Source organism: Streptomyces sp. NBC_01116 (genome assembly GCF_041435495.1).
Lineage (GTDB): Bacteria > Actinomycetota > Actinomycetes > Streptomycetales > Streptomycetaceae > Streptomyces.
On record NZ_CP108644.1, the window covers coordinates 6,326,596 to 6,344,355 of the forward strand.

Annotated in this window: 17 protein-coding genes and 1 riboswitch; of the genes, 14 read left to right on the forward strand and 3 right to left on the reverse strand. The window is 72.2% G+C overall.

What is annotated here, in order from left to right:
- Positions 1 to 221 precede the first annotated feature (221 nt).
- Together whiG and OG245_RS28035 are read left to right on the forward strand one after the other, a co-directional pair.
- Positions 222 to 1,058 (forward strand): RNA polymerase sigma factor WhiG, encoded by an 837-nt coding sequence (gene whiG, locus OG245_RS28030; protein WP_003965944.1) that lies wholly within the window; start codon positions 222 to 224, stop codon positions 1,056 to 1,058.
- A 104-nt stretch (positions 1,059 to 1,162) separates the two neighbouring features.
- Positions 1,163 to 1,720 (forward strand): TetR/AcrR family transcriptional regulator, encoded by a 558-nt coding sequence (locus OG245_RS28035; RefSeq protein WP_371628011.1) that lies wholly within the window; start codon positions 1,163 to 1,165, stop codon positions 1,718 to 1,720.
- Here the strand turns inward: OG245_RS28035 and OG245_RS28040 are convergent.
- The gene (locus tag OG245_RS28040; protein WP_371626170.1) at positions 1,671 to 2,366 is read right to left on the reverse strand and encodes a murein hydrolase activator EnvC; all 696 of its coding nucleotides are present in this window, start codon (positions 2,364 to 2,366) and stop codon (positions 1,671 to 1,673) included. The two genes, OG245_RS28035 and OG245_RS28040, sit on opposite strands and share 50 nt — an antisense overlap.
- Positions 2,367 to 2,709: 343 nt before the next feature.
- Between OG245_RS28040 and rpsB the strand changes: the two genes are divergently transcribed.
- The 9 genes from rpsB (at position 2,710) to OG245_RS28085 (ending at position 12,611) form a co-directional block, all read left to right on the forward strand.
- Complete coding sequence (gene rpsB / locus OG245_RS28045; RefSeq protein ID WP_371626171.1) at positions 2,710 to 3,636, forward strand: 30S ribosomal protein S2; 927 nt, start codon at positions 2,710 to 2,712, stop codon at positions 3,634 to 3,636.
- A gap of 99 nt (positions 3,637 to 3,735) precedes the next feature.
- On the forward strand, positions 3,736 to 4,572 hold the full coding sequence (tsf, locus tag OG245_RS28050; protein WP_371626172.1) for a translation elongation factor Ts: 837 nt from the start codon (positions 3,736 to 3,738) through the stop codon (positions 4,570 to 4,572).
- A gap of 161 nt (positions 4,573 to 4,733) precedes the next feature.
- Positions 4,734 to 5,510 carry a UMP kinase gene (gene pyrH, locus OG245_RS28055; protein ID WP_371626173.1) on the forward strand — a complete coding sequence of 259 codons (777 nt, stop codon included), beginning with the start codon at positions 4,734 to 4,736 and terminating at the stop codon, positions 5,508 to 5,510.
- A gap of 122 nt (positions 5,511 to 5,632) precedes the next feature.
- Positions 5,633 to 6,190, forward strand: a complete 558-nt coding sequence (frr, locus tag OG245_RS28060) for a ribosome recycling factor (protein ID WP_018960718.1) — start codon at positions 5,633 to 5,635, stop codon at positions 6,188 to 6,190.
- A complete protein-coding gene (locus tag OG245_RS28065; protein WP_371626174.1) occupies positions 6,190 to 7,275 on the forward strand; it encodes a phosphatidate cytidylyltransferase in 1,086 nt (361 codons plus the stop codon). Before frr ends, OG245_RS28065 begins: the two co-directional genes overlap by 1 nt.
- Before the next feature lie 109 nt (positions 7,276 to 7,384).
- Complete coding sequence (gene rlmN, locus OG245_RS28070) at positions 7,385 to 8,491, forward strand: 23S rRNA (adenine(2503)-C(2))-methyltransferase RlmN (protein ID WP_371626175.1); 1,107 nt, start codon at positions 7,385 to 7,387, stop codon at positions 8,489 to 8,491.
- A gap of 75 nt (positions 8,492 to 8,566) precedes the next feature.
- Positions 8,567 to 8,683: riboswitch (TPP riboswitch) on the forward strand.
- Between the two features lie 81 nt (positions 8,684 to 8,764).
- Positions 8,765 to 9,859 carry a thiamine ABC transporter substrate binding subunit gene (locus tag OG245_RS28075; RefSeq protein WP_371626176.1) on the forward strand — a complete coding sequence of 365 codons (1,095 nt, stop codon included), beginning with the start codon at positions 8,765 to 8,767 and terminating at the stop codon, positions 9,857 to 9,859.
- Between the two features lie 80 nt (positions 9,860 to 9,939).
- Positions 9,940 to 11,556, forward strand: a complete 1,617-nt coding sequence (locus OG245_RS28080; protein WP_371628012.1) for an ABC transporter permease — start codon at positions 9,940 to 9,942, stop codon at positions 11,554 to 11,556.
- A gap of 5 nt (positions 11,557 to 11,561) precedes the next feature.
- The gene (locus OG245_RS28085) at positions 11,562 to 12,611 is read left to right on the forward strand and encodes an ABC transporter ATP-binding protein (RefSeq protein ID WP_371626177.1); all 1,050 of its coding nucleotides are present in this window, start codon (positions 11,562 to 11,564) and stop codon (positions 12,609 to 12,611) included.
- Positions 12,612 to 12,615: 4 nt separating this feature from the next.
- Here OG245_RS28085 and OG245_RS28090 read toward each other — a convergent pair whose 3' ends face one another.
- The gene (locus OG245_RS28090) at positions 12,616 to 13,284 is read right to left on the reverse strand and encodes a response regulator (RefSeq protein WP_371626178.1); all 669 of its coding nucleotides are present in this window, start codon (positions 13,282 to 13,284) and stop codon (positions 12,616 to 12,618) included.
- Positions 13,278 to 14,567: a sensor histidine kinase gene (locus tag OG245_RS28095; protein WP_371626179.1), complete on the reverse strand. Its 1,290-nt coding sequence runs from the start codon at positions 14,565 to 14,567 to the stop codon at positions 13,278 to 13,280. Before OG245_RS28095 ends, OG245_RS28090 begins: the two co-directional genes overlap by 7 nt.
- Positions 14,568 to 14,708: 141 nt before the next feature.
- Here OG245_RS28095 and OG245_RS28100 point away from each other — a divergent pair, with 141 nt between their 5' ends.
- From OG245_RS28100 to OG245_RS28110, 3 genes are all read left to right on the forward strand, one after another.
- Complete coding sequence (locus OG245_RS28100) at positions 14,709 to 15,962, forward strand: hypothetical protein (protein ID WP_371626180.1); 1,254 nt, start codon at positions 14,709 to 14,711, stop codon at positions 15,960 to 15,962.
- Entirely contained in the window at positions 15,959 to 17,167 is a 1,209-nt protein-coding gene (locus OG245_RS28105; protein WP_371626181.1) for a glycosyltransferase family 4 protein, read from the forward strand. Before OG245_RS28100 ends, OG245_RS28105 begins: the two co-directional genes overlap by 4 nt.
- Before the next feature lie 103 nt (positions 17,168 to 17,270).
- Positions 17,271 to 17,726 carry an SRPBCC domain-containing protein gene (locus OG245_RS28110; protein WP_371626182.1) on the forward strand — a complete coding sequence of 152 codons (456 nt, stop codon included), beginning with the start codon at positions 17,271 to 17,273 and terminating at the stop codon, positions 17,724 to 17,726.
- Positions 17,727 to 17,760 lie beyond the last annotated feature (34 nt).

Here is a 17,760-nt window from a genome sequence, read left to right on the forward strand (position 1 = left end):
GACCTCGCACGATCGATCGGTGACCTGTTCGGGGCCCGCGCCCACGGCGTCGGCCCCGGCTCCCGGCGGGCGTGTACGGCGTGAGCGGCGGCACGCGATCAGGCGGCAGGGATCTCCCGTCCTGCGCGGACCGCGACGTCATAGTCACGCTACGCTCACAAGGATTCCGCCCCAGACACACGTCCCCCAGCACTTCACGGCAGAACGGCTCAAGGCACCACATGCCCCAGCACACCTCCGGGTCTGACCGCGCGGCAGTACCACCGGTTGCGCGTGGCACTGTGCGCCCTCCCGCCCCCTCCTCCCTCGACGAGTTGTGGCGTTCCTACAAGACCACGGGCGACGAGCGGCTGCGGGAGCAGCTGATCCTGCACTACTCGCCGCTCGTGAAGTACGTCGCGGGCCGGGTGAGCGTGGGGCTGCCGTCCAACGTCGAGCAGGCCGACTTCGTCTCCTCCGGCGTCTTCGGACTGATCGACGCCATCGAGAAGTTCGACATCGAACGGGCCATCAAGTTCGAGACGTACGCGATCACCAGGATCCGCGGTGCGATGATCGACGAACTCCGGGCCCTGGACTGGATCCCGCGGTCCGTCCGGCAGAAGGCGCGGAACGTGGAGCGCGCGTACGCCACGCTGGAGGCGCAGTTCCGGCGTACACCGTCGGAGGCCGAGGTCGCCTCGGAGATGGGCATCGCGCTGGAGGAACTGCACGCGGTTTTCAGCCAGTTGTCGCTGGCGAACGTGGTCGCTCTGGAGGAGTTGCTGCACGTCGGCGGCGAGGGCGGCGACCGGCTGAGCCTGATGGACACCCTGGAGGACACCGCCGCCGACAATCCGGTGGAGGTCGCCGAGGACCGGGAGCTGAGAAGACTGCTCGCGCGGGCCATCAACACCCTGCCCGACCGCGAGAAGACCGTCGTGACCCTCTACTACTACGAGGGGCTCACCCTCGCGGAGATCGGCAACGTCCTCGGGGTGACCGAGAGCCGGGTCAGTCAGATCCACACCAAGTCCGTGCTCCAGCTCCGGGCGAAGCTGGCCGACGCGGGCCGCTGACGTCCCCTTTGCCGCACTCCCGGCCGTCCGATCGGCGGCCGTGCCCTTCCCCCGTACGCCTGCCGCCGTAGAGTGGAGGCGTGCCCAGGATTCGAGCGGCCTCCGTGGCCGAGCACCGGACCATGCAGCGCGGCGCCCTCCTGGACGCCGCGCGCTCCCTGCTGTCCGAGGGCGGTACGGAGGCGCTGACCTTCCCCGCGCTCGCCGAGCGCACGGGCCTTGCCCGGTCCTCCGTGTACGAGTACTTCCGCTCCCGTGCCGCCGTCGTCGAGGAGCTGTGCGCCGTCGACTTCCCCGTCTGGGCGGCCGAGGTCGAGAACGCCATGCAGGGCGCCGAGACGCCCGAGGCGAAGATCGAGGCGTATGTGCGCCGACAGCTCGACCTCGTCGGGGACCGCCGCCACCGCGCGGTCGTCGCGATCTCCGCGAGCGAGCTGGACGCGGGCGCCCGGGAGAAGATCAGGGCCGCGCACGGCGGGCTGATCGCCATGATCGTCGAAGCGCTCGGCGACCTCGGCCACACAGAGCCGAGGCTGGCCGCCATGCTCATGCAGGGTTCGGTCGACGCCGCCGTGCGCCGGATCGAACTCGGCGTCGCGGAGGAGCCGGGCGTCATCGCGGACACCGTCGTCGCGATGGTCCTGCGCGGTGTGAGCGGCTGACCCGGACGGCGTCCGGCTCCGGCACCCCGAACACCGGCAGCAGCCGCGAGGGGCCTCTCCGCAGCAGTGAGGGCGGCAGCAGGGAGAGCGGGTCCAGATAGGCGTCCCCGCGTCGCAGCCCCCAGTGCAGACAGCCCCCCGCGCAGTGGAACGGCCCTTCCTCCAGCACCCCCACCGGCTGCCCGGCCCGGGCGCTCGCGTCCTCCTCGACCAGCACCCGCACCGGTTCGTAGGTGGTGCGCAGCGGCGGCGAGCCGCTGCCGGCCACCTCGACGGCGACCACCCCGCGCCCCGCCACCCGCCCCGCGAACGACACCCGGCCGTCGGCCGCCGCCAGTACCCGGGCGCCCGGCCGCGCCGCGAGGTCCACGCCGCGATGTCCGGGCCCGTACGGACCGGCGGGCGGCTCCCATCCCCGTAACACCGGGGGCCTCCCCGTCAGCGGCCAGCTCCGGGCACCGCCGTCCGTGCTGCCGTCTGTGGCGGCACCCGCTCCCGGCGAGGACGCCACAGCGGCGGCGGGCACAGCCGGTCCGCCCGGGGCCGGGCGCGCGGCCGGGAGCAGCACGTACAGCAGGAGAACCAGGAGCAGCAGGAACGGGGTGCGGCGGGCGGGGGAGCGGCGTCGGCCGGGCTGATGGCGCATGCCGCCACGATGGCCCGGAGTCCGGGATTCCGGGGATCGCGGACCGTTTCTGTGGACCACCCGCTGGTTGTGGATAACGCGGCCACCCGGCCGGGGACCTCATCGCCACCGGCCGGGGTGCCGCCGTCACCCGGTCGTGGACATCGCCGTCACCAGGCACCCGACCGGTCCCGTACACTTCTTACGGCGATCCGGGTCACCGGGTCGACTTCGCACGCCCCGCCACCTCCCTCTTCTCGGAGGTGGCCGCGCTCCTCGGTCCCTCGTGGCACGGCGCGTCGGGGCGTCAGGCGCGAGCGCAAACCTGCGGTCGCGATAACCGAGCACCTCAAGGAGTACGGCCATGGCCGTCGTCACGATGCGGGAGCTGCTGGAAAGCGGCGTCCACTTCGGTCACCAGACCCGTCGCTGGAACCCGAAGATGAAGCGCTTCATCTTCACCGAGCGCAACGGCATCTACATCATCGACCTGCTCCAGTCGCTGTCGTACATCGACCGCGCCTACGAGTTCGTCAAGGAGACCGTCGCCCACGGCGGCTCCATCATGTTCGTGGGTACGAAGAAGCAGGCCCAGGAGGCCATCGCCGAGCAGGCGACGCGCGTCGGCATGCCGTACGTCAACCAGCGTTGGCTCGGTGGCATGCTCACCAACTTCTCCACCGTCTACAAGCGCCTTCAGCGTCTGAAGGAGCTTGAGCTCATCGACTTCGAGGACGTGGCCGCCTCCGGCCTCACCAAGAAGGAGCTCCTGGTCCTCTCGCGCGAGAAGGCCAAGCTGGAGAAGACCCTCGGTGGTATCCGCGAGATGCAGAAGGTGCCCAGCGCCGTCTGGATCGTCGACACCAAGAAGGAGCACATCGCCGTCGGTGAGGCGCGCAAGCTCCACATCCCGGTCGTCGCGATCCTCGACACCAACTGCGACCCCGACGAGGTCGACTACAAGATTCCGGGCAACGACGACGCGATCCGCTCCGTCACCCTGCTCACCCGCGTGATCGCCGACGCCGTCGCCGAGGGCCTCATCGCCCGCTCCGGTGCCGCCACCGGTGACTCGAAGCCGGGCGAGAAGGCCGCCGGCGAGCCCCTCGCCGAGTGGGAGCGCGACCTGCTCGAGGACGACAAGAAGGACGAGACCGCGGCTGCCGCCGAGGTCCAGTCCTCCGCCGAGACCGAGAAGGTCGCCGACGCCGAGAAGCCGGCCGAGGCCGTCGCCGAGGCCGAGGCCGCTGTCGAGGCTCCGGCCGCCGACGCGGACGCCGAGCAGGCCTGACACCCGTCACGGCTGCTGACGGCGGGGGCCGACGCCACAAGCGTCGCCCCCGCCGTTCACCCGTAGATCTTTCAGACTTCGAGAGAGACATACAGACTCATGGCGAACTACACCGCCGCTGACGTCAAGAAGCTCCGCGAGCTCACCGGCGCCGGCATGATGGACTGCAAGAAGGCGCTCGACGAGGCCGACGGCAACGTCGACAAGGCCGTCGAGGCGCTCCGTATCAAGGGTCAGAAGGGCGTCGCCAAGCGCGAGGGCCGCTCTGCCGAGAACGGTGCCGTCGTCTCCCTCATCTCCGAGGACCAGACGTCCGGCGTCCTCCTCGAGCTGAAGTGCGAGACGGACTTCGTCGCCAAGGGCGAGAAGTTCCAGGCCGTCGCCAACACCCTCGCCGCTCACGTCGCCGCGACCTCCCCGGCCGGCATCGAGGCGCTCCTCGCCTCCGAGATCGAGGCCGGCAAGACCGTCCAGGCGTTCGTCGACGAGGCCAACGCCAACCTCGGCGAGAAGATCGTGCTGGACCGCTTCGCGCAGTTCACCGGCGCCTACGTCGGTGTGTACATGCACCGCACCATGCCCGACCTGCCCCCGCAGATCGGTGTTCTGGTCGAGCTGGACAAGGCCGACGCCGAGCTGGCCAAGGGCATCGCGCAGCACATCGCCGCGTTCGCCCCGAAGTACCTGTCCCGCGAGGACGTCCCGGCCGAGGTCGTCGAGGCCGAGCGCCGCGTCGCCGAGGAGACCACGCGCGCCGAGGGCAAGCCCGAGGCCGCGCTCCCGAAGATCGTCGAGGGTCGGGTCAACGGCTTCTTCAAGGAGGCCACCCTCCTGGGCCAGCCGTACGCGCTGGACGCCAAGAAGTCGGTCCAGAAGGTCCTGGACGAGGCCGGTGTCACCCTGAAGCGCTTCTCGCGCATCAAGGTCGGCATCTGAGTCCGTCCGGGCGAACAGCGCCGGACCCGATAGGGTCTGGTGCAGTCGACGGCCGCACCCACGCCGGACGACCGCAGATCTGACGAGGAGGCCATTGCCGCTGTAGGGACACCAGACCCACCGGCAATGGCCTTCTTCGTATGTGCACGAGGAGAATTTCCATGGACAAGGGCGCGGACGCCATTCAGGCCGACGACCAGCGCGACGACGACAAGGGTTCCGGGCGCTTCATGCTGAAGCTCTCCGGTGAGGCATTCGCCGGCGGCGGCGGTCTCGGCGTCGACCCCGACGTCGTGCACACCATCGCCCGCGAGATCGCCGCCGTCGTACGCGACGGAGCCCAGATCGCGGTCGTCATCGGAGGAGGCAACTTCTTCCGCGGCGCCGAGCTCCAGCAGCGCGGCATGGACCGGGCCCGGTCCGACTACATGGGCATGCTCGGCACCGTCATGAACTGCCTGGCGCTCCAGGACTTCCTGGAGAAGGAGGGCATCGACTCGCGCGTCCAGACCGCCATCACCATGGGCCAGGTCGCCGAGCCGTACATCCCGCTCCGCGCCGTGCGGCACCTGGAGAAGGGGCGCGTGGTGATCTTCGGCGCCGGTATGGGCATGCCGTACTTCTCCACCGACACCACCGCCGCGCAGCGCGCCCTGGAGATCGACGCCGAGGCGCTGCTCATGGGGAAGAACGGCGTGGACGGGGTCTACGACTCCGACCCGAAGACCAACCCCGACGCGGTGAAGTTCGACGCGCTGGAGTACGGCGAGGTGATCGCCCGCAATCTGAAGATCGCGGACGCCACCGCCATCACGCTCTGCCGTGACAACCAGCTCCCGATCCTCGTCTTCGAGCTGACGACCGAGGGCAATATCGCTCGCGCGGTCAAGGGTGAGAAGATCGGCACGCTCGTGAGCGACGAGAGCACCCGGGCCTGACGGCCCCCCAGGATGGACAACGGCCTGCCGGTCGGACACCGTGCAGGTGAGGACGCGACGCAGGACCCGCAGGGCCAGGCGATGACGACGCCGGGCCCACCCAAGACACGCAGGAGCACGTGGTGATCGAAGAAATCCTCCTCGAGGCCGAGGAGAAGATGGAGAAGGCCGTTGTCGTCGCGAAAGAGGACTTCGCCGCGATCCGTACCGGCCGCGCGCACCCGGCGATGTTCAACAAGATCGTCGCCGACTACTACGGCGCGCTGACCCCGATCAACCAGCTGGCCTCGTTCTCGGTTCCCGAGGCGCGGATGGCCGTCGTGACGCCGTTCGACAAGACCGCGCTGCGCAACATCGAGCAGGCGATCCGCGACTCCGACCTCGGCGTCAACCCGAGCAACGACGGCAATATCATCCGGGTGACGTTCCCCGAGCTCACCCAGGACCGCCGCAAGGAGTACATCAAGGTCGCCAAGACCAAGGCCGAGGACTCCAAGATCTCGATCCGCTCCATCCGCCGCAAGGCCAAGGAGACCCTCGACAAGCTCGTCAAGGACAAGGAGTCCGGCGAGGACGAGGTGCGTCGCGCGGAGAAGGAGCTCGACGACACCACCGCGAAGTACGTCGCGCAGGTCGACGAGCTGCTCAAGCACAAGGAAGCCGAGCTGCTCGAAGTCTGATGAACGACTCTTCCTGGGGTGCCCCGCAAGGAGCCGGTTACTGGGGCACGCCCGAGATGAGGGCGGCCCCGGCGGGTCCGGCCCACGATGTGCATGGCGCCCAGCAGACTCGGCCCATGCCCAACGTGCCGGACGTTCCCGACGCAGGTAGAGACGCACAGAGCCGCGAGGACCGGGACAGGGATGCCGCTCACGTCAGCGGCCCCCTGTTCCGTGACGAGAAGCCGCAGGAGCCCATGTCCACCCCGCTGCCGCCCCCGCCGCAGAAGAAGCACGCGGGGCGTGATCTGCGCGCCGCCATAGGGGTGGCCGTGGGTCTCGGCGCCGTCATCGGCGTCTCGCTGTTCATCGTGAAGGCCGCTTTCATCGGCGTGATAGTGGCCGCGGTCGTCGTCGGCCTCTGGGAGCTGACCTCGCGCCTCCAGGAGCGCAAGGGCATCGAGGCGCCCCTGGTGCCGCTGGCCGTCGGCGGAGCGGCGATGGTCGTCGCGGGTTACGCGCGCGGGCCCGAGGGCGCCTGGATCGCGATGGCGCTGACCGCCCTCGCGGTGCTCGTCTGGCGGATGACCGAGCCGCCGGACGGCTATCTCAAGGACGTCACCGCCGGGGTCTTCGCGGCGTTCTACGTACCGTTCCTGGCCACCTTCGTCGCCCTGATGCTGACGGCGGACGACGGATCGTGGCGGGTCCTGACCTTCCTGATCCTCACGGTGGTCAGCGACACCGGGGCGTACGCGGTCGGCTGGCGCTTCGGCACGCACAAGCTCGCCCCGCGCATCAGCCCCGGCAAGACCCGCGAGGGCCTGTTCGGAGCGGTCGCCTTCGCGATGGTCGCTGGCGCCCTGTGCATGGAGTTCCTGATCGACGGCGGCGCCTGGTGGCAGGGCCTGCTGCTCGGCCTCGCGGTCGCGGCCAGCGCCACCCTCGGGGATCTGGGCGAGTCCATGATCAAGCGGGACCTCGGGATCAAGGACATGGGCACCCTGCTCCCCGGCCACGGCGGCATCATGGACCGGCTGGACTCGCTCCTGCCGACCGCGCCGGTCGTCTGGCTGCTGCTGGTGCTGTTCGTCGGCTCCGGCTGACCGCTTCGGCATCCCCGCACCCTGTCCCACCTGCACGTTTCACGAGTGAGGGTCCGTCGTCCACAGGGCGGCGGGCCCTCACCCGTCTGTCTGCGACACTGGATGAACCATGCCTAAGCCCGGAGAACTCACTTTCGTCGCGCCCCGCGGATCCAAGAAGCCGCCGCGGCACATCGCCGACCTCACGCCCGCCGAGCGCAAGGAAGCGGTCGCCGCGACCGGTGAGAAGCCGTTCCGCGCCCAGCAGCTCTCGCAGCACTACTTCGCGCGGTACGCGCACGACCCGGCCGAGTGGACGAACATCCCGGCCGGATCGCGGGACAAGCTCGCCGAGGCGCTGTTCCCCGACCTGATGTCCGTGATGCGGCACATCAGCTGCGACGACGACACCACGCGCAAGACCCTGTGGAAGCTGCACGACGGGACGCTCGTCGAGTCCGTCCTGATGCGCTACCCCGACCGCGTCACGATGTGCATCTCCTCGCAGGCCGGCTGCGGAATGAACTGCCCGTTCTGCGCCACCGGGCAGGCCGGCCTCGACCGCAATCTGTCGACCGCCGAGATCGTGCACCAGATCGTCGACGGCATGCGCGCCCTGCGCGACGGCGAGGTGCCCGGCGGACCCGCGCGGCTGTCCAACATCGTCTTCATGGGCATGGGCGAGCCGCTCGCCAACTACAACCGGGTGGTCGGCGCGATCCGCCGTCTCACCGACCCGGAGCCGGACGGTCTCGGCCTCTCGCAGCGCGGGATCACCGTCTCCACCGTGGGCCTCGTCCCGGCCATGCTGCGCTTCGCCGACGAGGGCTTCAAGTGCCGCCTCGCCGTCTCGCTGCACGCCCCGGACGACGAGCTGCGCGACACCCTGGTCCCCGTCAACACCCGGTGGAACGTCCGCGAGGTGCTGGACGCCGCCTGGGAGTACGCCGAGAAGTCCGGCCGCCGGATCTCCATCGAGTACGCCCTGATCCGGGACATCAACGACCAGGCCTGGCGCGGCGACCGGCTCGGCCGGCTGCTCAAGGGCAAGCGGGTGCACGTCAACCTGATCCCGCTGAACCCCACGCCCGGCTCCAAGTGGACCGCTTCGCGGCCCGAGGACGAGAAGGCGTTCGTCGAGGCCATCGCGGCCCACGGCGTGCCCGTCACCGTCCGCGACACCCGCGGTCAGGAGATCGACGGGGCCTGCGGGCAGCTGGCGGCCTCCGAGCGCTAGGTCCTTTCGGGCCAGGGCCCAGGTCGGACGGGCGGCCGGAAACCGCCGGTGTAGCCTGGGCCCGAAATCAACTTCATATTCCGACAGGGGAGCGCCACAGCGCTGAGAGTGCGGCACCAAGGACAGGTTGGCCGCAGACCCTCTGAACCTCGCCCGGGTCATTCCGGGTAGGAAGTTCGGACCTTACTCAAGCTGTTGCGCCCTGCCCGCTTCCGGTTCGCCGGACAGCGGGCGGGGCCGCGTCTCTTCCTGGTCACCTCCAGGAGGAATCACATGAACACCACCACGAAGTACGCGGCGGCAGCGCTCGCCGCCGCGCTCGGCGTCACCGTGCTCGCGGGCTGCGGCGACGACGGTTCCGCCGGCTCCGGGGAGTCCAAGGGCCCCGGCTCCAGGACCGTGACCCTGGTCAGCCACGACTCCTTCAACGTCTCGGACAAGGTGCTGAAGGCGTTCACGAAGGAGACCGGCTACAAGGTCGAGATCCTCAAGAGCGGCGACGCCGGGGCCGCGCTCAACCAGGAGATCCTGACCAAGGGCTCCCCGCGCGGCGACGTCTTCTTCGGCGTCGACAACACCCTGCTCTCCCGCGCCCTCGACAACGGCCTGTTCACCGCGTACGAGGCCAAGGGCCTGGACACGGTCGCGGCGGACACGCAGACGGACGAGAAACACCGTGTCACGCCCGTCGACACCGGCGACATCTGCGTCAACTACGACAAGAAGTACTTCGCCGAGAAGAAGCTCGCGCCGCCGAAGACCTTCCAGGACCTGCTCAAGCCCGCGTACAAGAACCTCCTCGTCACCGAGAACGCCGCGAGCTCCTCGCCCGGTCTCGGCTTCCTGCTCGGCACCATCGCCGCGGAGGGAGAGGACGGCTACGAGGCGTACTGGAAGAAGCTGAAGGCCAACGGCGTCAAGGTCGTCGACGGCTGGGAGCAGGCGTACAACGAGGAGTTCTCCGGGTCCGCGGGCGGCAAGAAGACAGGCGCCGACCGGCCGCTCGTCGTCAGCTACGCCTCCAGTCCGCCCGTCGAGGTGCTCTACGCCGACCCGCAGCCGAAGGAGGCCCCCACCGGGGTCGCCACCGGAACGTGCTTCCGGCAGACCGAGTACGCCGGGCTGCTGACCGGGGCGAAGAACGAGGCGGGCGGCAAGGCGCTGCTGGACTTCATGATCAGCAAGACGTTCCAGGAGGACATGCCGCTGAACATGTTCGTGAACCCGGTCGTGAAGGGCGCGGCCCTGCCCGAGCTGTTCACGAAGTTCGGCGAGAGGATCGACACGCCTCCCACCGTCGCGCCCGAGAAGATCACCGCCAACCGTGAGCAGTGGATCCAGTCGTGGCAGTCGCTGGTCCTGAAGTAGACCCCGGGGCGAAGACCGCCGAGGCCGCCCGGACCCGACGCGGGGCCGGGCGGCGCGGGGCAGCGCTGCGGCTCGGCCTGATGGCCGTGCCGGTGGTGTTCTTCGCGGTGTTCTTCGCCTATCCCGTGACCGCCATCGTCGGTCGCGGGCTCAAGGCGGGGGGCGACTGGCAGTTCGGGCGGATCGGCGAGGTGCTGGCCCGCCCGGACATCCTCGACGTGCTCTGGTTCACCACCTGGCAGGCCCTCGCCTCGACCGCCCTCACCCTGCTGATCGCCCTGCCCGGGGCGTATGTCTTCGCCCGGTTCGACTTTCCCGGCAAGCAGGTTCTGAGGGCGGTCGTCACCGTGCCCTTCGTGCTGCCCACCGTCGTCGTCGGCACCGCGTTCCTGGCGCTGCTCGGGCGCGGCGGGCTCCTCGACGAGCTGTGGGGCGTCCGCCTCGACACCACCGTGTGGGCGATCCTGCTGGCCCACGTCTTCTTCAACTACGCGGTGGTCGTGCGGACGGTGGGCGGGCTCTGGTCCCAGCTGGACCCGCGGCAGGAGGAGGCCGCGCGGGTGCTGGGGGCCGGGCGGTTCGCCGCCTTCCGCCGGGTGACGCTGCCCGCGCTCGCCCCGGCCGTCGCCGCCGCCGCGCTGATGGTCTTCCTCTTCACCTTCACCTCCTTCGGCGTCGTGCAGATCCTCGGCGGACCCGCGTACGCCACCCTGGAGGTGGAGGTCTACCGGCAGACCGCGCAGCTGCTGGACCTGCCGACGGCGGCCGTGCTGACCCTGGTGCAGTTCGCCGCGGTCGGTGCGATCCTCGCCGTGCACGCCGTGACCGTACGCCGCCGGGAGCGGGCGCTGAAGCTCGTCGACCCGGCGCAGACCTCCCGCCGGCCGCGCGGAGCCGGACAGTGGGCGCTGCTCGGCGGCGTACTGCTCACGGCACTGTTGCTGATCCTGCTGCCGCTCGGTGTGCTGGTGGAACGGTCCTTCGACGGGCCCGGGGGTTACGGCTTCGGCTACTACGAGGCCCTCCAGTCGGCCGGGTCCGGCGGCTCCTCCACCTTCCTGGTCCCGCCGCTGGAGGCCGTCGGCAACTCCCTGCGGTACGCGCTCGTCGCGACGCTCATCGCCCTCGTCGTCGGCGGGCTCGCGGCGGCGGCCCTGACCCGGCGGGCCGGGCCGCTGGTCCGCGGCTTCGACGCGCTGCTGATGCTGCCGCTCGGGGTCTCCGCCGTCACCGTCGGCTTCGGCTTCCTGATCACCCTGGACGAGCCGCCGCTCGACCTGCGTACCTCCTGGATCCTGGTCCCGCTGGCGCAGGCGCTGGTCGGCGTCCCCTTCGTCGTACGCACCATGCTGCCGGTGCTGCGCGCGGTCGACGACCGGCTGCGGGAGGCCGCCGCCGTGCTGGGGGCCTCCCCGTTGCGGGCCTGGCGGGAGGTCGATCTGCCGCTGGTGCGGCGGGCGGTGCTGGTCGCTGCGGGCTTCGCCTTCGCCGTCTCCCTCGGGGAGTTCGGCGCGACGGTCTTCATCGCACGACCCGACAACCCGACCCTGCCGGTCGCCGTCGCCCGGCTGCTGGGCCGGTCCGGGGAGCTCAACTACGGGCAGGCGATGGCCCTCAGCACGATTCTCATGCTGGTGTGCGCGGTGTCGCTGCTGCTCCTCGAACGTATCCGCACCGACCGATCCGGGGAGTTCTGAACGACATGCTGAGCTTGCGGGAAGCCACCGTGCGGTTCGGGAGGCGGACGGCGCTGGACGCGGTCGACCTGGAGGTCGCCGACCACCGGATCGTCTGCCTGCTCGGCCCCAGCGGCAGCGGGAAGTCCACCCTGCTCCGGGCCGTCGCCGGACTCCAGCCCATGGACGGCGGCCGGGTCCTGCTGGCCGGGCAGGACCAGGGCGGTGTCCCGGTGCACCGGCGCGGCCTCGGCCTGATGTTCCAGGACCACCAGCTCTTCCCGCACCGGGACGTCGGCGCCAACGTCGCCTTCGGGCTCCGGATGCACGGCGTCGGGCGGGCCGAGGCCGAGCACCGGGTCCGGGAGCTGCTGGAGCTGGTCGGCCTGCCCGGGGCCGAACGCCGCGCGGTCGCCGCACTGTCCGGCGGTGAGCAGCAGCGCGTCGCCCTGGCCCGCGCCCTGGCCCCGCGCCCGAAGCTCCTGATGCTGGACGAGCCGCTCGGCCAGCTCGACCGCAGCCTCCGCGAACGGCTCGTCGTCGAACTGCGCACCCTGTTCCAGGAGTTGGGCACCACCGTGCTGGCCGTCACGCACGACCAGGGCGAGGCGTTCGCGCTCGCCGACCGGGTCGTCGTGATGCGGGACGGCCGGATCGCGCAGGAGGGCGGTCCGCTGGACGTCTGGCAGCGCCCCGCCTCGGCGTTCGTCGCCCGCTTCCTCGGCTTCGACAACGTCACCGGGGCGACCGTGACCGGCCGGGCCGCCGCCACCGCCTGGGGCAAGGTCCCGGTGCCCGAGGGCTCCCCGCAGGGCGAGGTGGATCTGCTGGTCCGGCCCGCCGGCGTCCTGATCGGCGCCCCCGAGGACGGCCTGCGCTGCACGGTCGGCGTCCGCACCTTCCGGGGGAACCACGTGACCGTACGCCTGACGCCCGAGAACGCGCCGGTGCTGGAGGCCGAGTGCGCCCTGCGGGACACCCCGGACGAGGGCGCGGTCGTGGGCGTCCGCTTCGACGCGGCGGAGACGGTGGTGCTGGCGGCCGGGGCGGACGGTCCCGGGGCGGACGCCTCCTGAGGGCTCAGGGAGCCTGGGCCCCCGCCACCACCAGCCCCAGTTCGTACGCCAGGATGACCGCCTGGGCCCGGTCCCGCAGGTCCATCTTCGCGAACAGCCGGTTGATGTGGGTCTTCACCGTGTGGTCGGTGATGGTCAGCCGGGCGGCGATGTCCGCGTTGGACAGGCCCCGGGCGATCAGGACGAGCACCTCCGCCTCGCGCGCGGTCAGCCCGTCGATCGAGCGCGGCGGGGGAGCGCTGACCCGCTGCCGGGTGAACTCCGCGATGAGCCGCCCGGTGATCTCGGGAGCCAGCAGGGCGTGGCCGTCCGCCACCACCCGTACCGCGTGCAGCAGTTCGGGGAAGGTGGCGTCCTTGAGCAGGAAGCCGCTGGCCCCGGCGGTGAGCGCGTCGTACACGTACTCGTCCAGGCCGAACGTCGTCAGCATCAGCGCCCTGGTCGTCCCGCCCGACGCGGCGACGATGACGCGCGCCGCGTCGATGCCGCTGAGCCTGGGCATGCGGATGTCCAACAGCGCCACATCGGGACGCAGTTCGGCCGCCCTGAGCACGGCCTGCTCGCCGTCCTCCGCCTCCCCGACCACCTCGATGTCGTCCTGCGTGTTCAGCAGGCCGGCGAACGCCGTCCGCACGACGGCCTGGTCGTCGGCCACCAGCACCCGGATCACCACGGAAGTTCCGCCTCCACGAGAAAGCCGCCGGCCGGGCCCCGGCCGGTGGTGAGTCCGCCGCCCAGCAGCGCGGCCCGCTCGGCCATGCCCACCAGGCCGTGCCCCGGCCGTCCGGAGCCGCCGGAGGGATCGGGGCCCGGCCCGTCGTCCGTCGCGCGGACCGTCAACAGGCCCGGCCGGTAGCGGAGTTCCACGATCGTGTGCGCACCCGGCGCATGGCGTCGGGCGTTCGTCAGCGCCTCCTGGACGATCCGGTACGCCGACAGCTCCCAGGACGCGGGCAGCGGGGCCCGCTCGCCGGTGACCCGCAGCTCGGCCGCACCGCCCGCCGCCCGGTGCTGGTCGAGGAGGTCGTCGAGACCGGCCAGCGAGGGCTGCGGGGCGGTGAGCGGCGCCGCTTCGGGGCCGTCGCCCGTCCGCAGCACTCCGAGCAGCCGCCGCAGCTCCGCCATGGAGGACCGCGCCGTGCCCGCGATCTCCTGGAAGGCGTCCCGCGCCGAGGGCGGGAGGCCCGGCGTCGTGTACGTGGCGCTCTCGGCCCGCACCGCGATCACCGACACCGAGTGCGCGATCATGTCATGCAACTCCCTGGCGATCGCGGCCCGTTCCGCCTCGGCCGCCTGCCGCCGCTCCATCGCCAGCAGCCGGGACTGCGCGGCGGCCCGGGTGTGCCGGGTCTCCTCCCGCGCCCGCACCGCGTCACCCGTGCTCACCGCACCCAGGATCATCACCGTCAGCACCAGCGTCTCGGCGTACAGCCCCAGACTGAACCGGTCGGTGCCCTGGAGCGCGGGCAGCCCCGGGGAGCCGTCCCGCGCCCACCGGTCGATGTGCACCAGATTGACGGCGAGCGCGGCCAGCGAACCGACCGGCACGAGCACCGCCGGGTGCTGCACCCGGTGCCGCCCGAGCGTGTAGCAGCCGATCAGGGACCCGGCGATGGTCGCGTACGCCATGTTGCCGTCGGTCGCGAAGCTGAGGAGGGCCGCGCCCACGGTCAGGAAGCCCACGGCGGGCCGCGTCGCCCGCAGGGTCAGCGAGGCCGTGCAGACCAGCACCCCGAAGGCCGTGATCGCCGAGCCCGGTACGACGGCCAGCTCCACGACCGCGAAGAGCGTCAGCGCTCCTCCGGTCAGCCAGGCGTACGCGGGCTCCGCCGTCCAGTGCCGCAGCCGTCGCCGGACGGACCGGTCCACGGGCCGGGCGTCGGCGGCGATGGCCGTGGCGTCGGCCGTGGCGTCGGTGGCGGTGGCCGGGCGGTCCGGCGGGACGGTGCGCGTCATACGGAGATTCTTCGCCAACCGTGGGGCCGGCGCATCGGAGCAGGGGTGGAGTTCGCGATGCCGTCTCATGCCACGGGTTGACCCCAGGGACCGGACGGTGGTGTGACGTTCCGCGAACGACCCGTTCCTAGCCTCGGACGCATGGCCACTTTCGCGCTCTCCACCCCTTCCGACCTGCACCGGGACCGTTCCGCGCTGCCCGGCGACGCGGCCTGGTGGACGTTCTGCGCGGCCACCGCCCTGGCGCTCGGGACCTTCTCCTCGCTCGGCCCGCACCGGGTCTGGGGAGCCGCCGCGGCCCTCGGCTACACGGCCGCCGCGGTGCTCGCGGCGCGCGGGCGGAGCCCCCGTACGGCCGGCGCGGTCGCCGTCACCGGCGCGGTGCTGCTGCCCCTGCTGGTGCTTCTCGCCGTGGACCGGGCGCAGTTGGAGGTCGACGTCGTCGCCCGTTCGGCGGGGCTCCTGCTCTCCGAGGGCACGCCCTATCGCGAACGGCCCACCGTGCCCGAGGACTTCAACCCGTATCTCCCCGGCATGGCGGTCTTCGGGATACCGGAGGCGGTGGCCGGGCCCGGGGTGTTCACCGACCCCCGGCTGTGGATGGGCGCCGCCTTCCTCGGCGCGTTCGCCCTCGCCCTCCCGGCGGCGGCCCGCGTGGAGGCGCCCCGGTGGCTCGCCGCCTGCCCCCTGGTGGCGCTGCCGCTCGCGGTCGGCGGGGTCGATCTGCCGGTGGCCGGGCTGATGTGCCTGGGGCTGGCTCGTGCGGGGCAGGGGCGGGCGGGCGCGGCCGGACTGGCGCTCGGTCTGGCCGCCGCCCTCAAGTGGACCGCGTGGCCGGCGGTACCGGTGGCCCTCGCGCTGCTCGCCACGGCCCCCGGGGGCGACGGCCGCCTGCGGAGTCGCGCCGCCCTGCGCTGCGGGCTCGTCGCCCTGTTCACCGCCGCCGTGCTCGTCCTGCCCGCAGCCCTGCGCGACCCGGGAGCCTTCCGGGCCCATGTCGTCGACTTCCCCCTCGGGCTCACCGGAGCCGTCTCGTCCGCCGCCAGCCCGCTCCCCGGCCATCTGCTCGCCACCCACGTCCCCGGCGGCCGGACCCTGGCGCTCCTGCTGCTCGGGGTGAGCGCCCTGCTCCTCGCCGTCTCCCTGCTCGTCCGGCCCCCGGCGACGGCGTCCGCCGCCGCCGCGCGGCTCGCGCTCGGACTGCTCCTGGCCATCGCGTTCATGCCCGCGAGCCGGTTCGGCTATCTGGTGCACCCGGTGGTCCTCGCGGCCTGGGCCCTCGCCCGGCAGCCGCCCGCCCACTCCCACCGCGTACGTGAGCGGGTGCGCGAACGCGTCGTCGACCCCGTGCGCGCACTCGCACGCGTACGCGTACGGAAGCAGGGCTCCCGATGACGCGCCGCCGCACCCTCGTGGTGACCAACGACTTCCCGCCGCGCCAGGGCGGCATCGAGACCTTCGCCCACGCCATGACCAGCCGGTTCCCCACGGACTCCGTCGTCGTCTACACCTCCGCCGAACCCGGGGCGGCCGCCCATGACGCCGCCCTGCCCCACCCCGTGGTCCGCGATCCGGCCCGCACCCTGCTCCCGGTCCCGCGCGTCGCCGCCCGCGCGGTGGAGATCGCCCGCCACCACGGCTGCGACAGCGTCTGGTTCGGGGCCGCCGCACCGCTCGGGCTGCTGGCGGACCGGCTGCGCCGGGAGAGCGGGGTGCGGCGGGCCGTGGCCACGACGCACGGGCACGAGGTGTGGTGGGCCCGCACGCCCGGAGCCCGGACCCTGCTCCGGCGGATCGGTGACCGCACCGACACCGTGACCTACCTGGGCGAGGCGACCCGCGCCCCCATCGCCGCCGCACTGGGCCCGGCCGCCGCCCGCCGCATGGTGCGCCTGGCCCCGGGGGTGGACGCGGAGGCGTTCCGCGTACGGGAGGGGGCGCGCGAGGCCGTACGGGAGGAGGCCTGCGATGTCGAGCGGTCCGGGGCGCGGGGCGGCCTGCGCCCTCCGGCGGGCGGCGTCCGTGAGCGGTACGGCCTGGGCGGGCGGCCCGTGATCCTCTGCGCGGCGCGGCTCGTCCCCCGCAAGGGCCAGGACACCCTGATCCGCGCCCTGCCCGCCGTGCGGCGCGCGGTACCCGACGCCGTGCTCCTGCTGACCGGCGACGGACCCCACGCCCGGACCCTGCGCCGGCTCGCCGCGGACACCGGGGTCGCGGACGCGGTGGTCCTGGCCGGCGGGCAGCCGCACACGGCGATGCCGGAGCACTACGCGGCCTGCGACGTCTTCGCCATGCCGTGCCGCACCCGCAGACGGGGCCTGGAGGTGGAGGGGCTGGGCATCGTCTTCCTGGAGGCGGCCGCCGCCGGGCTGCCGGTCCTCGTCGGCGACTCGGGCGGCGCGCCGGACACCGTACGGGACGGGGAGACGGGACACGTGGTCGACGGGCGGGACGTCGCCGCCGTCGCGGACCGGCTGGTGGAGCTGCTGCGGGACCGGGCGGGGTCGCGGGCGATGGGGGAGAAGGGCCGGGCGTGGGTCCGCGAGGCCTGGGGGTGGGAGAGGACGTACGACACCCTCGCGGGACTGCTGGCCCCCTGACCGGCGTGGCAGGCGGGCCGCGGGCCGGGCAAGCTGGAGGCGGACACCCCCGCGCCCGGCGCTCCGGCGGCGCGGACGGCCGGATCGGACAAGGACCGTGATCATGACCGGTGGCACCCGCGAGGGCATCGACCTCACCCGCGTCCTGCACGCCCCTCAGCGGCGCGTCTTCGCCGCCTGGACCTCACCGGAGGACTTCGCCGCCTGGTACGGAGGTGAGGCGGAGGTGCCCCTGGACCGGGTGGCGATGGACGTGCGGCCCGGCGGGGCGTGGAGCCTGGTCATCGTGATGCCGGGCGTGGAGATGCCCTTCGGCGGGGTCTACCGCGAGGTGAGCGAGCCCGACGGGCTCGTCCTCACCCTGAAGGACGCCTCCGCGCCGGAGGACGCCGAGGGCGAGGTCCTCACCGTCACCTTCAGCGATCTCGGCGACGGGACCACCGAGCTGGCCTTCCAGCAGCGCGGCGGCCACCTCACCCCCGAGCAGTACGCGGCGGCGGAGGACGGCTGGGAGGCCTTCTTCGACGCCCTGGCCGCCCGCCTCGCCACGCACCCCTGAGCCCCCGGGAGGGATCCCGTCCCCGTACCTCCGA

Excerpts from the sequence above, each read along its gene's own strand:
- whiG (WP_003965944.1), top strand. The coding sequence starts at position 222 with ATGCCCCAGCACACCTCCGGGTCTGACCGCGCGGCAGTACCACCGGTT.
- OG245_RS28040 (WP_371626170.1), bottom strand. The coding sequence starts at position 2,366 with ATGCGCCATCAGCCCGGCCGACGCCGCTCCCCCGCCCGCCGCACCCCG.
- rpsB (WP_371626171.1), top strand. The coding sequence starts at position 2,710 with ATGGCCGTCGTCACGATGCGGGAGCTGCTGGAAAGCGGCGTCCACTTC.
- tsf (WP_371626172.1), top strand. The coding sequence starts at position 3,736 with ATGGCGAACTACACCGCCGCTGACGTCAAGAAGCTCCGCGAGCTCACC.
- pyrH (WP_371626173.1), top strand. The coding sequence starts at position 4,734 with ATGGACAAGGGCGCGGACGCCATTCAGGCCGACGACCAGCGCGACGAC.
- OG245_RS28065 (WP_371626174.1), top strand. The coding sequence starts at position 6,190 with ATGAACGACTCTTCCTGGGGTGCCCCGCAAGGAGCCGGTTACTGGGGC.
- rlmN (WP_371626175.1), top strand. The coding sequence starts at position 7,385 with ATGCCTAAGCCCGGAGAACTCACTTTCGTCGCGCCCCGCGGATCCAAG.
- OG245_RS28075 (WP_371626176.1), top strand. The coding sequence starts at position 8,765 with ATGAACACCACCACGAAGTACGCGGCGGCAGCGCTCGCCGCCGCGCTC.
- OG245_RS28080 (WP_371628012.1), top strand. The coding sequence starts at position 9,940 with ATGGCCGTGCCGGTGGTGTTCTTCGCGGTGTTCTTCGCCTATCCCGTG.
- OG245_RS28085 (WP_371626177.1), top strand. The coding sequence starts at position 11,562 with ATGCTGAGCTTGCGGGAAGCCACCGTGCGGTTCGGGAGGCGGACGGCG.
- OG245_RS28095 (WP_371626179.1), bottom strand. The coding sequence starts at position 14,567 with ATGACGCGCACCGTCCCGCCGGACCGCCCGGCCACCGCCACCGACGCC.
- OG245_RS28100 (WP_371626180.1), top strand. The coding sequence starts at position 14,709 with ATGGCCACTTTCGCGCTCTCCACCCCTTCCGACCTGCACCGGGACCGT.
- OG245_RS28105 (WP_371626181.1), top strand. The coding sequence starts at position 15,959 with ATGACGCGCCGCCGCACCCTCGTGGTGACCAACGACTTCCCGCCGCGC.
- OG245_RS28110 (WP_371626182.1), top strand. The coding sequence starts at position 17,271 with ATGACCGGTGGCACCCGCGAGGGCATCGACCTCACCCGCGTCCTGCAC.